General features: G+C 73.8%; 14 protein-coding genes and 2 pseudogenes. 2 read left to right on the forward strand and 14 right to left on the reverse strand.

Translation table 11 applies throughout. The annotated features are described in order from the left end of the window. Positions 1–37: 37 nt before the first annotated feature. Positions 38–778, forward strand: coding sequence for an SAM-dependent methyltransferase (locus KIS93_RS11680; RefSeq protein WP_080040073.1), 741 nt, complete (start codon positions 38–40; stop codon positions 776–778). Between the two features lie 7 nt (positions 779–785). On the opposite strand, the gene KIS93_RS11685 is transcribed toward KIS93_RS11680, so the two are convergent. The 10 genes and pseudogenes from KIS93_RS11685 to KIS93_RS11720 all read right to left on the reverse strand — a co-directional run bounded on the left by KIS93_RS11685 (position 786) and on the right by KIS93_RS11720 (position 11,156). Next, positions 786–2,015 (reverse strand): alpha/beta fold hydrolase, encoded by a 1,230-nt coding sequence (locus KIS93_RS11685; protein ID WP_080040074.1) that lies wholly within the window; start codon positions 2,013–2,015, stop codon positions 786–788. Between the two features lie 72 nt (positions 2,016–2,087). Continuing rightward, positions 2,088–3,431 carry an FAD-binding oxidoreductase gene (locus KIS93_RS65015; protein ID WP_246005255.1) on the reverse strand — a complete coding sequence of 448 codons (1,344 nt, stop codon included), beginning with the start codon at positions 3,429–3,431 and terminating at the stop codon, positions 2,088–2,090. Positions 3,432–3,664: 233 nt separating this feature from the next. Further along, positions 3,665–4,210: pseudogene (locus KIS93_RS65020) on the reverse strand (LLM class flavin-dependent oxidoreductase); the annotation flags it as partial. Between the two features lie 27 nt (positions 4,211–4,237). Next, a pseudogene (locus KIS93_RS11695) lies at positions 4,238–5,128 on the reverse strand (LLM class flavin-dependent oxidoreductase); the annotation flags it as partial. A 110-nt stretch (positions 5,129–5,238) separates the two neighbouring features. After that, positions 5,239–5,730, reverse strand: coding sequence for a MarR family winged helix-turn-helix transcriptional regulator (locus KIS93_RS11700; RefSeq protein ID WP_080040077.1), 492 nt, complete (start codon positions 5,728–5,730; stop codon positions 5,239–5,241). A 22-nt stretch (positions 5,731–5,752) separates the two neighbouring features. Further along, positions 5,753–6,643 (reverse strand): erythromycin esterase family protein, encoded by an 891-nt coding sequence (locus KIS93_RS11705; RefSeq protein WP_246005269.1) that lies wholly within the window; start codon positions 6,641–6,643, stop codon positions 5,753–5,755. Then, positions 6,616–6,939 (reverse strand): hypothetical protein, encoded by a 324-nt coding sequence (locus tag KIS93_RS65025; protein WP_246005256.1) that lies wholly within the window; start codon positions 6,937–6,939, stop codon positions 6,616–6,618. Before KIS93_RS65025 ends, KIS93_RS11705 begins: the two co-directional genes overlap by 28 nt. 9 nt (positions 6,940–6,948) lie before the next feature. Beyond that, positions 6,949–8,985 carry a SpoIIE family protein phosphatase gene (locus KIS93_RS11710; RefSeq protein WP_080040079.1) on the reverse strand — a complete coding sequence of 679 codons (2,037 nt, stop codon included), beginning with the start codon at positions 8,983–8,985 and terminating at the stop codon, positions 6,949–6,951. A gap of 80 nt (positions 8,986–9,065) precedes the next feature. Further along, on the reverse strand, positions 9,066–10,061 hold the full coding sequence (locus KIS93_RS11715) for a hypothetical protein (protein WP_080040080.1): 996 nt from the start codon (positions 10,059–10,061) through the stop codon (positions 9,066–9,068). Between the two features lie 156 nt (positions 10,062–10,217). Continuing rightward, positions 10,218–11,156 (reverse strand): hypothetical protein, encoded by a 939-nt coding sequence (locus KIS93_RS11720; protein WP_155127867.1) that lies wholly within the window; start codon positions 11,154–11,156, stop codon positions 10,218–10,220. 293 nt (positions 11,157–11,449) lie between these two features. Between KIS93_RS11720 and KIS93_RS11725 the strand changes: the two genes are divergently transcribed. Further along, complete coding sequence (locus KIS93_RS11725) at positions 11,450–11,758, forward strand: hypothetical protein (protein WP_186404111.1); 309 nt, start codon at positions 11,450–11,452, stop codon at positions 11,756–11,758. Between the two features lie 788 nt (positions 11,759–12,546). Here KIS93_RS11725 and KIS93_RS11730 read toward each other — a convergent pair. The 4 genes from KIS93_RS11730 to KIS93_RS11745 form a co-directional block, all read right to left on the reverse strand. Beyond that, the gene (locus KIS93_RS11730) at positions 12,547–13,701 is read right to left on the reverse strand and encodes a lysozyme family protein (protein WP_080040083.1); all 1,155 of its coding nucleotides are present in this window, start codon (positions 13,699–13,701) and stop codon (positions 12,547–12,549) included. 397 nt (positions 13,702–14,098) lie between these two features. Beyond that, complete coding sequence (locus tag KIS93_RS11735) at positions 14,099–14,968, reverse strand: alpha/beta fold hydrolase (protein WP_080040084.1); 870 nt, start codon at positions 14,966–14,968, stop codon at positions 14,099–14,101. Between the two features lie 41 nt (positions 14,969–15,009). Further along, the gene (locus tag KIS93_RS11740) at positions 15,010–15,657 is read right to left on the reverse strand and encodes a dihydrofolate reductase family protein (protein WP_080040085.1); all 648 of its coding nucleotides are present in this window, start codon (positions 15,655–15,657) and stop codon (positions 15,010–15,012) included. 57 nt (positions 15,658–15,714) lie between these two features. Continuing rightward, the gene (locus KIS93_RS11745; protein ID WP_418115089.1) at positions 15,715–16,728 is read right to left on the reverse strand and encodes an RNA polymerase subunit sigma-70; all 1,014 of its coding nucleotides are present in this window, start codon (positions 16,726–16,728) and stop codon (positions 15,715–15,717) included. Positions 16,729–16,828: the final 100 nt, after the last annotated feature.

Genomic DNA, 16,828 nt, shown 5'->3' on the forward strand with positions numbered 1-16,828 from the left:
TTGCCGCCGTGACCTCCCGTACGGCATATTGCGCCGGATGGAACGCCAGCTGATCAGCCATCTCGCCCACGCCGACCACCCCATCGCCGCGCCCGTCAGCGAGGAGAGCCTGGAGCGATTGCTCGTGCGGGCGAAGCCACCCGCGCGGGCCCGCATCCTCGACCTGGGGTGCGGCTCGGCGGCGTGGCTGGTCAGGGCGCTGTCGCTGTACCCCGACGCGACGGCCGACGGGGTGGACATCTCCGACACCGGGTTCGCCGAGGCCGTCGAGGAGGCCGGGCGGCGCGGGGTGGCCGACCGGCTGCGGCTGCACCACGGCCCCGCCGCCGACTTCGCCGCCGACGAGCCGTACGACCTGGTGCTGTGCGTGGGCGCCACGCACGCCTTCGGCGGCTTCGCGCCGGCCCTGGACGCGGTGCGCGGCCACCTGCGGCCCGCCGGGCTCGCGCTGGTCGGCGAGGGCTTCTGGGAGCGGCCGCCCACGCCCGAGCTGCTCGCCCTGCTCGACGCCGAGCCCGGCGAGTACGCCGACCTGGCCGGGACGGCGGAGCGGGCGGAGGGCGCCGGGTACGCCACCGTTCACGCGCACACCAGCACGCTCGGCGAGTGGGACGAGTACGAGTGGTCGTGGACCGGCAGCCTCACCCGCTGGGCCCTCGACCATCCCGGCCCGGACGGCGAGGCGGCGCTGTCGGCCGCCCGCGAGCACCGTGACATGTGGCTGAAGGGGTATCGGGGCGTGCTCGGGTTCGTCACGCTCCTGCTGCGCCGGGCCTGACGGCCTCTCACTCGCGCAGGAACGTCGTGACCAGGTCGCGGTAGGTGTCCGGGCGGTCGTGGGCGAGGTCGTGGCCGGCGCCGTCGATCGCGTGGAAGACGGCGTTCGGGAGCACGTCGGCGTACTCGCGGGCCACCTCGGGGCGCAGGTAGTCGCACGTGCCGCGCAGCACCAGCACGGGCACCGTCACCTCGCGCAGCGCGGGGCGGGGGTCGGGGGCGCGGCGGGCGTCGTTCGCGCTCATCGCGTTGGCCCAGAAGCCCGCCCCCGCCGGGCGCTGCCGCAGCGGCCGTCCCGGGCATCCGGAGCTCAGGTCGAGGTCGCCGACGAGCGACTCGAACTCGCCGTCCATCGCCTCGTCGGGCAGCAGGGCGTGGGTGACGCGCGGGCCCGCGAGCTGGATGAGCAGGTGCGCGAGCAGCAGGCGCGGGTGCCGGTCGCGCACCGCCGTGTCCTGGTCGCGCAGCCCGCTGTCGGTGAGCTGCCGGTTGCCGGGGTAGGCGGGGGACCACATGGTGCCGGGCGAGGCGACGACCGCGCGGGCCACCCGGTCCGGGTGCGCGGCCAGGTACGCGGCGGTGAGCTGGGCGCCCCAGGAGACGCCGGCCAGCACGACGCGCTCGGCGCCGGTCGCGGCCCTGACGGCGTCGAGGTCGGCGACGTGGCGGGCGAGGGTGTAGCCGGTGACGTCGGGCAGGCGGCTGGAGCGGCCGGCGCCGACCTGGTGGTAGGCGTACACGTCGAAGCCTTCTGCGGCGAGGGCGGGCGCGAGCGGCGACGGCTCGGTGTCGGGTGCGCCGGGGCCGCCGTGCACGAGGATCACCGGCGTGTCCCTGCGCCGCTCGCCCTGCGCGGGGGTGCGCGTGTAGGCGATGCGCGAGCCGGTCGGCAGGTCCCAGTGACCGGTGCCGGGCCCGGCCGCCATCGGGGTGGACGGCGGGCCGCCGAACAGCAGGCCGCCGACGGGAATCGCGGCCACGGCCAGCTCGACGGCGGCGACCGCGACCGGCACCGCGCCCCGTAACAAGGGTGGGCGTGTCACGTGACGCATCGCCGACCGGCACATCCACCACGCGACCCCGCCCATCGCCGCCGCGCCCGCGGCCAGGGCGACGTACCGGTTGCCGGTGACGGCGGCGCCGGCCCACAGCGCGCCGAGCCCCGCCGCGAGCCCGGCCGGAAGTGACAGGACGATGAGCAGCCCGGCCGCCGCCTTCGCTCGCACGCCCGCACGCATCGCCGCTCCAAGGGTTGGCGTCTGTGATCCAGCGTAGGGCGCCGGTGATCGCGGTGCGCGGCGTCGCCGCGATCAGGGGGCGGACGGGGTGATGTTGAAGTTGTCGCGGAACACGTTCGCCGGGTCGTAGCGGCGCTTGAGCGCGCGCAGGCGGCTCAGCGTCGGCTCCGGGTACGCCTCCTCGACGCGCTCGGGCCGCTGGTCGGTCTCGAAGTTGATGTACTGGCCGGAGAAGTGGTGCAGCATGCCGTCCCACATCTCGTCGAGGGCCCGCCGGCCGGGGCCGAACGCCACGAGCGAGAAGTTCGCCGAGCGGCCCGCGTACGCGGTCGCGTCCGGGGGCACGTCGGAGGCGGCGCCGCCGGCGGCGCGGATCTGGAAGAAGTACGTGCGGCCGCTCGCCACGAGCCGCGCCGCCGCGGCGGCCAGCTCCGGCGTGAGGTGGTCGGCGAGGCCCGCCCTGGTCACGGGCTCGCCCTGGGCGTCGTGCGGGCCGTGCGGCACCTGCATGATCGCCTCGTACGGCAGCACCTGGATCGCGTGGTCCAGCAGCGGCGCCGTGGCGGCGATCGGCTGCAGCCGGTTGATGATCGTCTCGGCGTCGCCGGAGTGCACGACCGCCATGATCTGGGCGATGAGCGGCTGCCCCGGGCGGGCCTGGCCGATGATGAGCGAGCTCGTCAGGTCGCGTGGGGCCGCCTCCATGACGGCGCCCCACCGTTGCAGGAAGCCCGCCGTGTCGGTGGCGTCCAGCACGAACTGGCCGAACCCGACCTCGCCGCCCTCGTGCGCCTCGAACTCGAACGCGGTGACGATCCCGAAGTTCGCCCCCGCGCCGCGTACCGCCCAGAACAGCTCGGCGTTCTCCTCGTCGTCGGCGTGCACGAGGCCGCCGTCGGCCAGCACGATGTCCACGGCGCGCAGGCGGTCGATCGTCAGCCCGTACTCGCGGACGAACCAGCCGATGCCGCCCGCCGTGGCCAGGCCGCCGACGCCCACCCCGCCGTAGTCGCCGGAGGTGAGCGCCCAGCCGTGCGGGGCGAGCGCGGCGGCGACGTCGCCCCAGCGGGCGCCCGGGCCGACGCGGATCCGGCGGGTGGCCTTGTCGACCAGCTCGACGGAGTCGAGGCGGGACACGTCGATGACGATGCCGCCGTTGCTGGTCGAGCGGCCGCTGATGCCGTGCCCGCCGCTGCGGATCGACAGCTTGACCGGCTGCGTACGGGCGAAGCGCACGGCCTGGCCCACCTCCTCCGGCGTGCCCGGCCGCAGGACGAGACCGGGCGAACCGCCACGCAGGTACGTGGAGCGGACGCGGGCGTAGGCGGCGTCCCCCGGCTCGACGGCCGAGGCGGCGAGGGCTTCGGGGACGGCGTCGTAGTCGATGCCCTCGCGGCGGTGGCGGCGCACGAACACGCTGCGCGGCGTGCGGCCGGCCGGCTCTCCCCTGGCCGCGCGCAGGGCCGGGCTACCTCGGCGGCGAAGCGGCGCAGGCTCTCCTCGTCGTCGGTGGCGAGGAGCAGGGTGCTGAAGCCACCGGTCGTGACCAGGGGGACGAGCTGGTCGGAGGGGTCGGTGACGACGGTGAGGCGGCGCAGCTCGCGCGGGTCCCGTCCCTCCGCCCTGGCCGTCCCGTCGATCAGCGCGTTCGCCGCCTCGCCGGTGAGCGGGTCAGGGGTGGTGCGCAGCCAGCCGTCGGCCTTGGCGGCGGCCAGGCGCAGCGCGTCCTGGTCGTCGGCGGGAGCGGCGATCCAGAGCGGGATCTCGTGCGCCGGCGCGGGGCCGCGTTCGGCGCCCGTCACGCGATGGTGCCGGCCCTCGACGTGCAGGGGCGAGCGCACGTTCGCCGCCCAGATGCCGCGGATGACGTCGATGGCCTCGTCCAGCCCGCCGGACACGCCCAGGCCCAGCTCGACGCGCCCGCCCGAGAGCAGGTCGAGGCTGGCGGCGGCCCGCGCCAGCACCGCGGCGTTGCCCACCGGGCCCGCCGCTCCGGGAGCGCCCGCGAGCAGGCGGACGCGTTCGGTGCGGGCGGCGACCCAGCTCAGGAACGTCCACGGATCGACGCCCGCGGGCTCGTCCCGGACGGCGACCAGATCGTAGCCCAGCTCCTCAGCGAGCCGCGCCCGCTCCACCGCCGCGCCGGCACCGGGCGTGAGCAGCACGCCGAGCCGCAGCGGATGACCATGGTCCACCGCTCATCGCCCCGCTTCCACGGTGCCGCGCTCCTTGGCGACGAGCTCCCGCACCCGGGGCGCGACCTGCTCGCCGAACGTGCGGATGGTGCCGGCGTCGTCGGCCATGAGGACGTAGCCGGACATCCCGTACTCCAGCGTCAGCACCGCGAGCTGCTCGGCCCACTGCTCGGGCGGCCCCGACAGCAGCCGGTCGCTGGGCGCGGCGCCGAAGCGGCCGGTGATGTTGAGCAGGCGGCGGATCGCGGCGGGCGCGCGCCCGGCCTCCGCCGCGGCGGCGTCGATGGTCGCGTTGGCGTCGGCGAGCTGGTCGAGGCTCTGCAGGTACGGCAGGGACGGCAGCCAGCCGTCGGCCTTGGCGCCGGTGAGGCGGAGCATCTTCGGCTTGTACGCGCCCAGCCAGATCCCGATGTCGTGCGCCGGGGCGGGCCCGCGCTTGGCGCCGTCGACCTGGTAGTAGGTGCCGGCCACGCGGAGCCTGGCCCGGTTGCCCGCGTCCCAGACGCCGCGGATGACGTCGATGGCCTCGCTGAGGGCGTCCACGGCCTGGCCGGGGCTCAGGCGGCGGCCGCCCATGGCCTCGATGGCGTCCCAGAAGCCGCCCGCGCCGAGCCCGAGCTCGAACCGGCCGCCGCTGAGCAGGTCGAGGCTCGCCGCGGCCCTGGCAAGCACGGCCGGCGGGCGGAGCGGAAGGTTGATCACGTTGCCCGACAGGTGGATGCGCTCCGTGCGGGCGGCGACGTACGACAGCAGCGTCCAGGTGTCGAGGAACGCCGCCTGGTAGGGGTGGTCCTGGAAGGTGGCCAGGTCGAGCCCGGCGGCCTCCGACTCCTGTGCCAGCGCGACGACGTCCTGCGGCGAGGCGTTCGCCGGCGTGATGAAGGACCCGAACATCAGGTCGTGCCCGTAGTCAGGCATGGTGTGCTGTCCCTCCTCCGCCCGAGCCAGGCAGATGTGTTGTGGAGCAGACTATCTCCGCTCCAGACGAGTTGCACAACAGCACATTGCCTGCGGGCATTCCGGCGGGGTCAGCGCCCGTCCGCCAGCATCTCCTCGGCCACGTCACAGGGGTCGGTGACGGGATCGATGTCCTGCACCTCGCGGGCCACCCGGGCCAGCAGCCGCCGGAACGTCTCGCGCTCGTCCGCGCCGAGCGCCCCGAGCAGCCGGTCCTCGGCCTCCCGCACCCGCCGCTCCAGCTCCCGGAACGTGCGCTCCCCCTTGTCGGTCACCACGATCCGCCGCCGCCGGCGATCGGCCGGGTTGAGCCGGCGCTCCACCAGCCCGGCCTCCACCAGGTCGTCGAGGAGGTAGGTCAGCACGGTGCGGTCGATGCCCAGGTGCGCGGCCAGCGCGAGCTGCGTGGGATGCTCCCCGCCGACGACGGCGGCCAGCGTCTGGTACCCGCGCGGCCCGTGCGGCAGATCGCCGATCACGGCCACGACCGTGCTCTGGTAGGCCCGCAGCAGCACCCCGAGCGTCCAGCCCAGGTTGTCACCACCTGCCTGCTCGGTGCTCATGCGCGCATCCTATCCAGGGGCGTCATAACGGGGTGGAGCCGCCGACCCGGTCGAGGAAGGCGAGGCCGTCGAACGCCTCGGCGAGCACCGTCGGCGTGAAGGTGCGCCGGGCGGTCAGGCGCCGGGCGACGGCGCCGAAGGAGCGCAGCTCGCCGGGGGCGGCGAGCCAGGCGGACACCGGCTCGGGGCGGTCGCCGCCGCGCAGGTCCACCACGTGGTCGCCGGGATGGGCCGCGGACAGGCGGGCCTCCACGTTGCGGCCCGTGTCGGCCGGGGGGACGCGGAAGCGGACCGGGCCGCCGCGGACGAGCCGGCCGAACCGGCGCCGGTGGGCGCGGAACTCGCCGTGCCCGAACAGCAGGCCGAGCGCGTAGTACGCGGCGCCGAACGTGCGGGCCAGGTGCGTGCCCATCACGGGGGCGGCGCGGGCCCGTTTCGTGATGTGGGCGTTGTGCGCCCACACGGCGACCTTGGCGCCGGGGTCGGCCATGAGCAGGGCGACGTTCTCCGCCATGTAGCGGTCGCGGGCGACGCCGAGGGTGCGGGCCGGGTCGGCGTGGGCGTAGGGCCGGCTCGCCACGTCGGCGAACTGGCGCACGATGCGGGCGGGCTCGCGCGCCTCGGGCGGGCCGTGCTCGTTCACGTACTCCTCCAGGCGCCGCGCGTCCGCCTCGACCTGCCGGTCCAGTTGCCGCAGGAACCCCGAGGCGCCCAGGTCGCCGAGCGGGTCGAGCAGCGGGGCGGCGGCCTTGCCCAGGCAGGCGCGCAGCTCCGCCAGCGCCATCATGGGGTGTTGCGGGTCGATCCCGACGAAGCGGACGGGGCGGTCGGCGGTGCGGTTGTGCTCGCGCAGCCGCTGGAGCACCGTCAGCATCTCGGCGGTGTTCAGCGTCCAGAAGCCCAGCCCGGCCAGCGCCTCGCGGGGATCGCCTGGCCGCCGGCGGTGTAGGCGTCCACGGCCCGCGCGGCGGCGGCGCTCGCCTCGATGGCGAGCGTGGTGAAGCCCAGCTCCTTGATCAGGAATTCCGTCAGCCGCCACCTGAGCAGGAAGAACTCCGCGCTGCCGTGCGTGGCCTCGCCCAGCCCCACCAGCCGCACGCCCTGGAACACGGCCTTCAGCGGCCGGAGCCCGGCCGGGCCTGCGCCCGGGTCGAGACTCGCGAGCGGTACGGCCCGGGCCGCCAGCCACTCCGTCACGTCGTCCGGCACGGCTCCACACTACGGCGCGGGAGGCAGCCGCAGCGCGATCACCGCGATGTCGTCCAGGCCCGTGGTGGGCAGGCCGCTGAGCAGGTTGTCGCAGAAGGCGTCGATCGGCTCGGCCGCCAGCGTGCCCGCCAGCCGGCGCAGCCGCTCCAGCCCCCGGTCCAGATGCTCGCCCGCGCGCTCCACGAGACCGTCCGTGTACAGCAGGAACGTGCTGCCCGGCGGCAGCGGCCGGACCTCCGAGGCGCACATGCCCTCGTGCCGGAAGCCCAGCAGCGGGCTGGTCGCGCCGTCCAGGAAGGAGCTCTCCCCGTCGGCGCTGACCAGCAGGGGCGGCGGATGGCCGGCGACGGCGTAGTGGAGCTGGTGGCCACCGCCGTCGGCCTGCTCGACCCGGGCCAGCGCGCACGTGGCCGTCACCTCCTCCGCCAGTGACTCCATCGCCAGGTTCAGGCGGGTCAGGATCTCGCCGGGAGGCTCGCAGCGGTCCATCGCGAGGGCGCGCAGCATGTTGCGGAGCTGGCTCATGACGACGGCGGCGCCCAGGTCGTGGCCGGCCACGTCGCCGATGGCCACGACGGTCACCCCGTCGGGCAGCACGAACGAGTCGTACCAGTCGCCGCCCACCTCCGCCGCCGACGGGCTCGCCTGGTAGCGGGCCGTGATCTCCAGGCCGGGCAGGCGCGGCGGCTCGGCGAGCAGGCTGTGCTGCAGGGCCAGCGCGACCTGCTGGGCGCGCTGGAAGCGGATGGCGTTGCTCAGCGCGTCGTGCGCGTGGTCGAAGATCTCGCCCAGCACCTCGATGTCGTCCCAGCCGATCGGCGCCCGGTCGCCGCAGGTCACGGCGCTCACGACGGCGGGGACCGCGCCGTCCACGACGACGGGCAGCGTCAGCAGGCTGTTGGCCTCGTTCGCCTCCAGCCACGCCTGGAACTCGGCGGGCGCGAGATTGTCCGGCGGCGCGCCCTTCGGGAAGATCTTCAGCAGCGGGCGCCGCTGCCGCACCGCCCTGACCAGCGCGTTGTCGGCGGGCAGATGCTCCTCACTGTACGGCGGCAGCCGCCGCAGGCCGCTGCGGGCGGCGGTGGCCAGCCGCTCCACCACGAACGGCACCCCCGCCTGCCTGATGCTGGTCAGGTCGGTGATGAGGTGCACGCCGCAGCCGTCGGCCAGCTCCGGGACGATCACGTCGACGAGCGCGCCCAGCATCTCCGGCAGGCTCGTGAGGTCGGCCGTGGCCGCGTTCGCCCGGTCGAGGATCTGCTGGCGCCGCCGGTCGCGCCACTGCTGCTCGATGTCGGTGCAGGTGCCCACCCACTCGACGACCCGGCCGTTCTCCCTGATCGGCACGGCCTGCGCGCGGAAGTGCCGGTAGCAGCCGTCGGCGGTGCGCAGCCGGTAGACCTGCTCCCAGACGTCCGCGCCGCCGTGCACCGCCCGCCACCACGCCTCCATCGTCGGCGCGCGATCGTCGGGATGCAGCATCCGCTGCCAGCCCTGCCCGCGGAACTCCTCCCACGGCTGGCCCGTCACCCGCCGCCAGCTCGGGCTCGGCTCGATCACCTCGCCCTCCGGGCCGGCCACCCAGATGATCTCCGCGCTGACCCGCATCAGGCTCTCGTAGCGCCGCAGGATGCGGCTGCGCTCGTCGGCGATCGCGCGGAACTCGCGCGTGGCGTTGATCTGCTCGGTGACCTCCGTCGTCACCACCAGCACGCCGTGCTCGCCGGGCCCCAGCGAGACCCGCGACAGGCTGGAGGTGAAGAACCGCTCCTCGCCGTCCAGTTGCACCGGGTCCGCGTCGAGGACCACGGGCTCGCCCGTCGTGTACACCTGGTCGAACAGCTTTCCGTAACGTCTCTGGACGAATTCGGCAAACGCCTTCTCCAGCGGGAACCCCATCGGTATCTCGCCGAACTGTGCCCGATACATCGCGTTCGTGTAGAGCAGCCGGTGGTCGGAGCCGCTGGTGACGGCCACGCCCACCGGTGCGGGATCGAGCACCTCGAACGCCAGGCCGCAGCGCCCGCCGTTCCTGGCCCTGCCCATCTGTGACCTCCCCCCGATGGTCACACCTCTCGCCTGTGATACCCCCCAGCAGCCTGCGGGAACGCCATCGGGGCGGCGGATCAGAGGCAGGACAGCCGCACCGGGCCGGCCGCCATGGCCTGGTCGCCCGTGGCGTTGCCGCGACCCGTGTCGGTGATCTGCACGATCACCAGGCCGGTCGTGACCATGACAGGCGCCGGCGCCGGGACCCACTGGCCCTGCCGCACGCTCTGGTCGAGGGTGAACTCCCCCACCGTACGCGCCTCCTCGTCGAACCCGTCGCTCACCGTGTACCAGACGCGCTGCCCCGCCAGCTCCGACTTCGGGACGTAGACCGTCAACGTGCACTGGTGCGGGCCGCGCAGGCCCGTGGTGAAACGCCACTGGAAGGAGTTGCGCGGGTTCGCGGCCCCGCGCGGCTTCAGCTCCGAGAACAGGAAGCTGTCCCCGCACCCGGCTCCGGTCCAGCCGGACGCGGCCGCGTCCTTCCAGCCGTCGCGGCCCGGCATGCCGTCGATGCGCACGCTGCGCGTGGTGTCGCGCGGGCAGCCCGGCCCGGCCACCGCCGTGAACGACGGGCGGCTCTCCCGCGGCTGCGCCTTGCCGTCCTCCGTGGTCGAGATGGCGCGGAAGAGCAGGTCGTTCCGTAACGCGCCGGCCGTGGCCAGTCCCGCCACGCCGACCGCGACGAGGAGCGCCGACAGCTTGACGACGCCCCCGTCCAGTCGCATCCGCCGTGCCCGGCGCCCGGCCGGCGGGCGCCCGGTCGAGTCCCCGTCGTGCGGCTTGTTGTCCAGTTCCTCCCGCAGCGCGTTCCACGTCCTGGCCCACGCGTCCTGGTCGCCGCCGCACGCCCCCACGTACGCCTTCGTGACCGCCAGACTCGGCAGCCGGTCCCCCGACGCGGCCGCGGACAGTGCCGACGACGAGTAACCCGCCTTGCGCTCCATGGCCCGGTAGCTCGGATTGCCCGCCGCCATCCGCAGGTCGCGCAACCCCTGGGCGAACTCCTGGAGCGGGCCGGGCGGGACCGGGCGTTCCCGCCTGCCCCTGGTGGTGGTGTCCTGATGGATCATCGTGCCCCCTGACGAGATGAAGCTGTCGGCCCCTATTCGTGGGCGCGCACCCCACGGATCTCCCCCATCGGCACAATCCGGACGGCCTCGTACGCGACAGCGGGGCGGCCCCCCACGCTTCGGGGGCCACCCCGCACGACGAACCGGAACCTCCGGCTATCGCCGCCTGACCTTGCCGATCACATCCACGACCGGCTCGTTACAGGTGTTGACGTACCGGACGACCACCGTGTACTTGACGCCCCTCTTCAGGAAGTCCGTCGAGTACCTGACGCGGTCCTCCAGCACCGTGTTCTTCGCCACGCGCGGCTGCGGGCGCAGCACCTCGGCACCCTTGCGCGACACGAACACGTAGTTGACCGTGCTGAACCTCTTCAGCTTGTTCCCCGACGGCGCCAGGAACGAGTTCCGGCCGAGGACCAGCGTGCGGCCCAGGTTGTCGCCGCCGATGAAGTTCGTCGGCGCGAACCGGCCGTTGCGGACCGTCGTACCGAACAGGCGCACGTTCCCGGGCACCCGGCAGAACTGCCGCTGCAGCTCCGGACGGAAGTACCGCTCCGGCTCCCGGTACGACCCGAAACCGGCGCGCCTGCTGCCCGGCTGCCGCTTGATGATCCAGTCCACGATGCTGATGCCGGCCTCGCGCAGCACCTTCTCGACCGACTCCGGAACCCGCCGGCCCGCCGCCGTCGTGCTGGGCAGCTGCTGCGTCAGATCCACCTCACCCGACGAGACCGTACCGTCCTCGGCCGGGGCCGTCGCCCCAGGTTGCGTAGGGGTCGTGGTGTTGTTGTTCTTGTTGCGGTTGAGCAGCTTGTCCAGCGCCTCCCTGCTCAGCTGCTTGCCCAGGTCCTTGCCGAGATCCTTGAGGAAGTCGCCGAACCCGCCCGAGCCGGACCCGCCACTGCCCGTACCCGTACCCGGCTGAGGCTGTGTCAGCCCGAAGTCGAACGAACTGCCGCCGGACGAACCGCCGAACCCGAACGGATCGTCCGCCTGCGCCTGCGCCGGCCCCGCGGCGAGACCGCCACCGGCCAGCACACCGCCGACCGCCAGGCCGGCCACCGCAAGACGAAGCTTCGAAGGTGCTCTCACCTGTGTTTCCCCTTCCCATGGTGACGCGCTCGGCAGGCACCGGCCCCCTGTCTTCGATCCGGAGACCCTTGCCCGGGAACCGAAACGCGTCGGAATGTTTCCAGCGACTTCCTGAGTACGGGGCTGGGCGATGACCAGCCAGGTGAGGACGTTGTCCATCGCCCCGTGCCGATGTCCAGGGGACGGGCCCGCCGTCACCCCCGGTCGCGCCCCTGCCCTTTGTCCGGCGCTCCCGGCCTTCCTGGCCGTCCACACCTCGCCACCTTCCAAGCGCCCTATCGGCGGAGTGCGGCATGGGCGTCGCGCAAGGGCTGGCGCGTGCGAACCTGCAGCGGCGCAGCAACGCCCGCCGTCCGAGCACCGCGTCGGCGGGCTGCGGCGCGGTGGAGCCCGGCGCACCTAACGGCGCCCAGCCGGACAACGCGCGATCGGGCCAGGCGCCAACCCCCCAGCGCCGAAAACCGCCGCACACCATCCCGCCGACGCGCCGCCCCAAGACGACGGGCACGCACATGGCGTGGTGGCACCTCGCCCCCCGGCAACCCCCGCCCTCCGAGCACCGCGTCGGCGGGGTGCGGCGCGGTGGAGCCCGGCGCACCTAACGGCGCCCAGCCGGACAACGCGCGATCGGGCCAGGCGCCAACCGCCCAGCGCCGGAGACCGCCGCACACCGTCCCGCCGACGCGGCGCCCCAAGACGACGGGCGTGCACATGGTGGCGCGCGTGTGCCGGCGTCTCGCCTGTACGGCAGGGCCGCACGCAGGCGACACTTCGGTCGCGACGGCGACAAGCAAGCATGCGGTGTCTCGGGTGCAGCAGCGGCAAGGGCGCACCAGCATCTCGGGGCCAGCGGTGGCGGCAAGCGCACAGCCAGCGTCTCAGACGCGGAGGCGGCAAGCGCGCAGCCGACAGCCCTGGGCAGCACGGCAGCACACGCCTTCCGAGCGCCGCGTCGGCGGGGTGCGGCACGGCGGAGCCCGGCGCACACAACGGCGCCCAGCCGGACAACGCGCGACCGGGCCAGGCGCCGACCGCCCAGCGCCGGAGACCGCCGCACACCATCCCGCCGACGCGGCGCCCCACGACGACGGGCACGCACATGGCGTGTGGTGGCACACCTCTCCCCCGGCAACCCCCGCCCTCCGGGCGGCGCGTCGGTGGGGTGTGGCGCGGTGGAGTCCGGCACGCGCAACGGCGTCCAGCCGGATGACGCGCGACCGGGGTCAAGCGCCGACCGCCCAGCGCCGGATACCGTCGCGCATCGTCCCGCCGAGCGGATGGCGGCCTGGGTGGGCTGGCGGTGGGCGGAGGCGGGCATAAGGAAGGGTCGTGCTCGCCGGTCCCGAGAGGGACTGCGGGCACGACCCCATGGTGCTTTAGGGGTGCGGGGTCAGCACTTGTTGCGGAGCATTGCGGCGTCCTGGTCGAAGCGAGTCTTGTTGCCTGCCTGGCCGCGCTTGGCGGCGATGCGGCCGAAGGTTTCCAGGTGTTTGGCGGCCGGGCCGTAGTTGGCGCTGGTCAACGGCTGCTTCTTGGCCAGGGCCGCTTGGGTGCCCAGGTTGACCTCGTCGGCGATGTCGTTGATGTTGCCGGGGCGCATGAACGCCACGTCGATCAACGCCGCCTGCACCGAGCGGGGCAGTTTGTCGAAGCTTTCGATGCCGCGGCGGGTGACGAGGTCCTTGGCCTCCTCGTACGAGACCTCGAACAGCGCGTTGACCTGCTCTTCGGTCAGTTCGGTCACGCCGGCCTTGAGGTCGTCGAACGCCTTGCCGGACTTGATGTCGTCCTGCTCGGACGGCGGGGTGGTCTCGCTCAGGACGCGGTTGACGATGGTCCGGGCGTCGCCGCGGCTGAGGTTGAAGCCGATCCCGATGGTGATGATGTTGCGGTTCTTGCCCTTCTTGGTCTTCTCGCCGGCGTTGTACGCCTTCGTCCGCACGCCCTCACGCTTGATCAGCATCTGCTTGACGCTGCCCTTGTAGATCGTGGTGAACGGGCAGCGGGCCTGCTCCTCGGTGAGGTCGGTGGCGGACTGTTCCTCTCCGGCGGCCATCTCCCCATCGTCAGTGCTGTCTTCGGTGTCGGTCTTGTCCGTTATCTCGACGCCGTCGGCCTGCTCGGAGTCGGCGTCGGAGTCGGAGTCGGCGTCAGAGTCGGTCCCGGTCCCGGTCCCGGTCCCGGTCTCGGTCTCGGTCTCGGTCTCGGTCTCGGTCTCGGTCTCGGTGTCCGTGTTCGACTCCGCCTCCGCGTCCGCGTCGTCCGAAGCGGAGTCGTCCGTGGATGAGGTGTCGGACTCGGCATGGTCGTCGGGCTCGTCCGCGACGCTGATCTCCTCCGACTCCGACTCCGACTCCGTGTCCTCCTTCGAGGTGGTGGTCGTGAGGGAGTCGTCCTTCTTCGCCGCCTCCTTCACCATGGCCAGATCCGGGTCGTCGGTCTCGCGTTGTGCCGTCGCGACCCCTATGGTGAGCCCCGTTCCGCCGAGCGCCAGCACGCCGGCCAGGGCGGCGTACGTGATGCGTCGCCTTGAGCGAATATGCATTGAGTGCCTCCGTGAGGGACTTGGTCCGTCGGACCTTTCTCTGAAGGCCTTGGTAGGGCGCCGCACGTTGACCAGCCAGGGGGTTTTGTCCGAGATCGTCCAGTGGTCGCCCGCAGCGGGCCGCCGCCTGGCCGGAGGACGGCCATGGAGAGCGTCCAGGGCCGGGGCGACGTGGGCGGACATCGCCGTACAGGCTGGACGGCTCCCTCACGGCGGTCTTGGTTGCGCTTCGGTCAGGATCATCGGAGGCCGTCCTCGGCGGTGCCGCCGTCGCCTGCGCGTTGGTCGTGAGCTCCGTCCCCGCCGCCACGAGCACGGCTCAGCAGGACGTGGACCGCGAGGTCCTGCTCGCCGCCGCGTACCCGCCGGCCTGGGAACGATCGCGGCGGGCGGCGGGTCACAGCCGGATCAGGTCGGCGACCTCCTCGGGCAGGCCGGGTGACGTCATGACGTGGCCCATCCCGGGCACGACGTGCAGGGCCGCGCCCGGGATGGCGGCCGCCAGCGCCTCGCCGTGGGCGAGCGGGTAGAGCGGGTCGTGGTCGCCGTGCACGATCGAGGTCGGCGCGGTGATGGACGACAGCGGGGCGAGCAGGCCGGGCTCGTCCAGCCACACGGCCCGGTGGTGGTGGGCGGCGGCCGCCGGGTCGGCGGCGCGCGACAGTGCCAGCTCCAGCATCGCCCGCGCGGCCGGCTCGTCGAACGGCCGGACGGGCCCGTTGAAGACCCGGAACAGGGCCACGTCGGACTCCAGGCCCGGCGGCAACCCGGCGGCCAGGTGAGCGAGGTAGGCCGGGGTGGGCGGCGGCAGGTCGTCGGGGTCGGCCGGCTCCCCGGCCCGGGCGCGGGCCCACACCGGGCCCGGGTCGTGGCCCATCGGCGAGCTGGAGATCACGGTCAGGGAGCGGACCCGGTGGGGGGCGTGCACGGCCAGCCACTGCGCGAGGATGCCGCCGAGTGAGGTGCCGGCGACGTGCGCGGAGTCGAGGTCGTAGCCGTCGAGGACGGCCAGGCAGTCGCGGGCGAGGTCCCCGATCGTGTACGGGTGCGCGTCGAAGTCGACGGTGCTGGAGCGGCCGGTGTCCCGGTGGTCGAACCGGATCACCTGGACCCCGCGTTCGACCAGCCGGCCGACCAGCGCGTCAGGGCAGCTGACGCTCTGGGCGGCCGACCCCATGATCATCAGGACGGCGGGCCGCCCCGGATCCCCGATCCGCTCCGTCCAGATCCGCAGCGGCCCGGAGGGGACATATCGCTCGTGCACCATGGAGGCACGGTAGCGGCTGCCCGCCGCCGGGCGCCCGATATTTACCGGCGGGCCGGGCCGCCGCCCCCTTCAGAGCCGTCCCCTTCAGAGCCGTCCCCTTCAGAGCCGCCCCCTGCAGAGCCGTCCCCTTCAGAGCCGCCGTCCCGCCCGTAGCGGGTCAGGACGGCGGCGCCGGCCGGTTCGGCCGACAGGCACCGCAGGTACGCGGCCGGCCCGCCGTCGGGGAAGAGGCGGTCGCCGGTGCCGAGGACGGTGGGGAAGGTCAGCAGCCGGTACTCGTCGATCAGGTCCTCGGCCATCAGCGCGTGGACGACGCTGAGGCTGCCGGTGATGATCACATCCCGCCGCTCGCGCTTGACGGCGTCGATGAGGTCGTCCTCGATGACCTGCGAGCCGGCCCAGGCCGAGGTGTCGGTCAGCGTGCGGGAGGCGACCAGTTTCGGCACAGCGTTCATGCGGGCGGCGAACGGGTCGTCGCGGCCGGGCCAGATCCGCGAGAACAGCTCCCAGGTGCGGCGGCCCAGCAGCAGGACGCCGTCGTCGAGGACGCTGCCGAGCCGGAACTTGTCGCCGGCGACGGTCTGCGGCCCGTGCCGGAACGCCCAGCCGCCGGCCGGGGTGCCGGCGGAGCCGTCCGGGTCGGACACGATCCCGTCCAGGGTGATGAATGCGATGACGATGACGCTCACGGTGGAGGTTCCCTTCGGTCGATGCTCGCCGGTACGTACCGGCGGCATCGGCCGGACTCATCGCGGCAGGTCGGACGAATCGAAGAAAGCCTCGAACACGGCGGGATCGGCGAACACGACGTTGCGCGCGATCCGGTCGCCGGTGACGGTGAAGACCTGGAGCGTGTGCAGGCGGTGCCCGCCGCCGGGCTCGGGGGCGTACGCGGCCAGCGCGGGCTGGCCGTTGGCGGTCAGGCGGCTGAGGCGCCAGCCGCCGCCGCGCAGGTCGAACACGCGGCGCATGAAGAGGCCGTAGTCGCGGCTGCCCCGGTACCACAGCGGCACGGGCGGCATCTCCAGGACGGCGTCGTCGGTGAGGAGCCGGACGAGCGCGGGGACGTCGGCCCGTTCGAACGCCCGCATGTACCGCTCGATCACCTCGCGCACCTTGGGGTCGTCCGGCTCGCCGACCTCGGCGAGGCCGGTGCTCTCGCCGGCGTCCGCGAGGGCGGCGCGGGCGCGCTGCAGGGCGCTGTTGACGGCGGGGACCGTGGTGCCGAGCTGGCCGGCCACCTCGGCGGCGGTGAACTCGAGGACCTCGCGCAGCACGAGCACGGCCCGCTGCCGTGGGGGCAGCGTCTGCATGGCCGCCACCAGCGCGAGCCGCAGGCCGGCCCGCGCGTCCACGTCGAAGCGGGCGTCGGGGAACGGCTGCAGCCACGGGATGTCGAAGGCCGGCGTGAGCGGCGCCCCGGGGTCGTCGCCGGGCGCGCCGAGCCCGGACGGCAGCGGCCGGCGCGCGCGGCCCTCCAGCGCGGTCAGGCAGACGTTGGTCGCGATCCGGTACAGCCAGGTCCGCACGGACGCGCGGGCGGGGTCGTACCGCTCCCGCGCCTTCCACGCGCGCAGCACCGTCTCCTGCGCCAGGTCCTCGGCCTCGTGGAACGAGCCCACCATCCGGTAGCAGTACGCCACCAGCTCGCCCCGGAAGGGTTCGACGTCCGCGCCGGAAAGGGTCATCGCGGCGTCCTGGCGGCCGGGCTCGTGGGAGCAGCGCCGGTCGGCTCGGGCATGGTCGCCGCCTTTCCGCAGGGTGGTATCGGGCCTTTCCGGGACGATACCGGTCCTGGTCACGACGCCGGACGGGCGGCCACGGCGAAGCGGCATGCCATGCGAGCCCTGGCCGGCCAAG

The organism is [Actinomadura] parvosata subsp. kistnae, assembly GCF_900323885.1.
Classification (GTDB): Bacteria; Actinomycetota; Actinomycetes; order Streptosporangiales; family Streptosporangiaceae; genus Nonomuraea; species Nonomuraea composti.

Bases quoted from the DNA above. Each gene is read 5' to 3' on its own strand.
- KIS93_RS11680 (WP_080040073.1), top strand. From the start codon at position 38: ATGGAACGCCAGCTGATCAGCCATCTCGCCCACGCCGACCACCCCATC.
- KIS93_RS11685 (WP_080040074.1), bottom strand. From the start codon at position 2,015: ATGCGTGCGGGCGTGCGAGCGAAGGCGGCGGCCGGGCTGCTCATCGTC.
- KIS93_RS11700 (WP_080040077.1), bottom strand. From the start codon at position 5,730: ATGAGCACCGAGCAGGCAGGTGGTGACAACCTGGGCTGGACGCTCGGG.
- KIS93_RS11710 (WP_080040079.1), bottom strand. From the start codon at position 8,985: ATGGGCAGGGCCAGGAACGGCGGGCGCTGCGGCCTGGCGTTCGAGGTG.
- KIS93_RS11715 (WP_080040080.1), bottom strand. From the start codon at position 10,061: ATGATCCATCAGGACACCACCACCAGGGGCAGGCGGGAACGCCCGGTC.
- KIS93_RS11725 (WP_186404111.1), top strand. From the start codon at position 11,450: ATGGGCGTCGCGCAAGGGCTGGCGCGTGCGAACCTGCAGCGGCGCAGC.
- KIS93_RS11730 (WP_080040083.1), bottom strand. From the start codon at position 13,701: ATGCATATTCGCTCAAGGCGACGCATCACGTACGCCGCCCTGGCCGGC.
- KIS93_RS11735 (WP_080040084.1), bottom strand. From the start codon at position 14,968: ATGGTGCACGAGCGATATGTCCCCTCCGGGCCGCTGCGGATCTGGACG.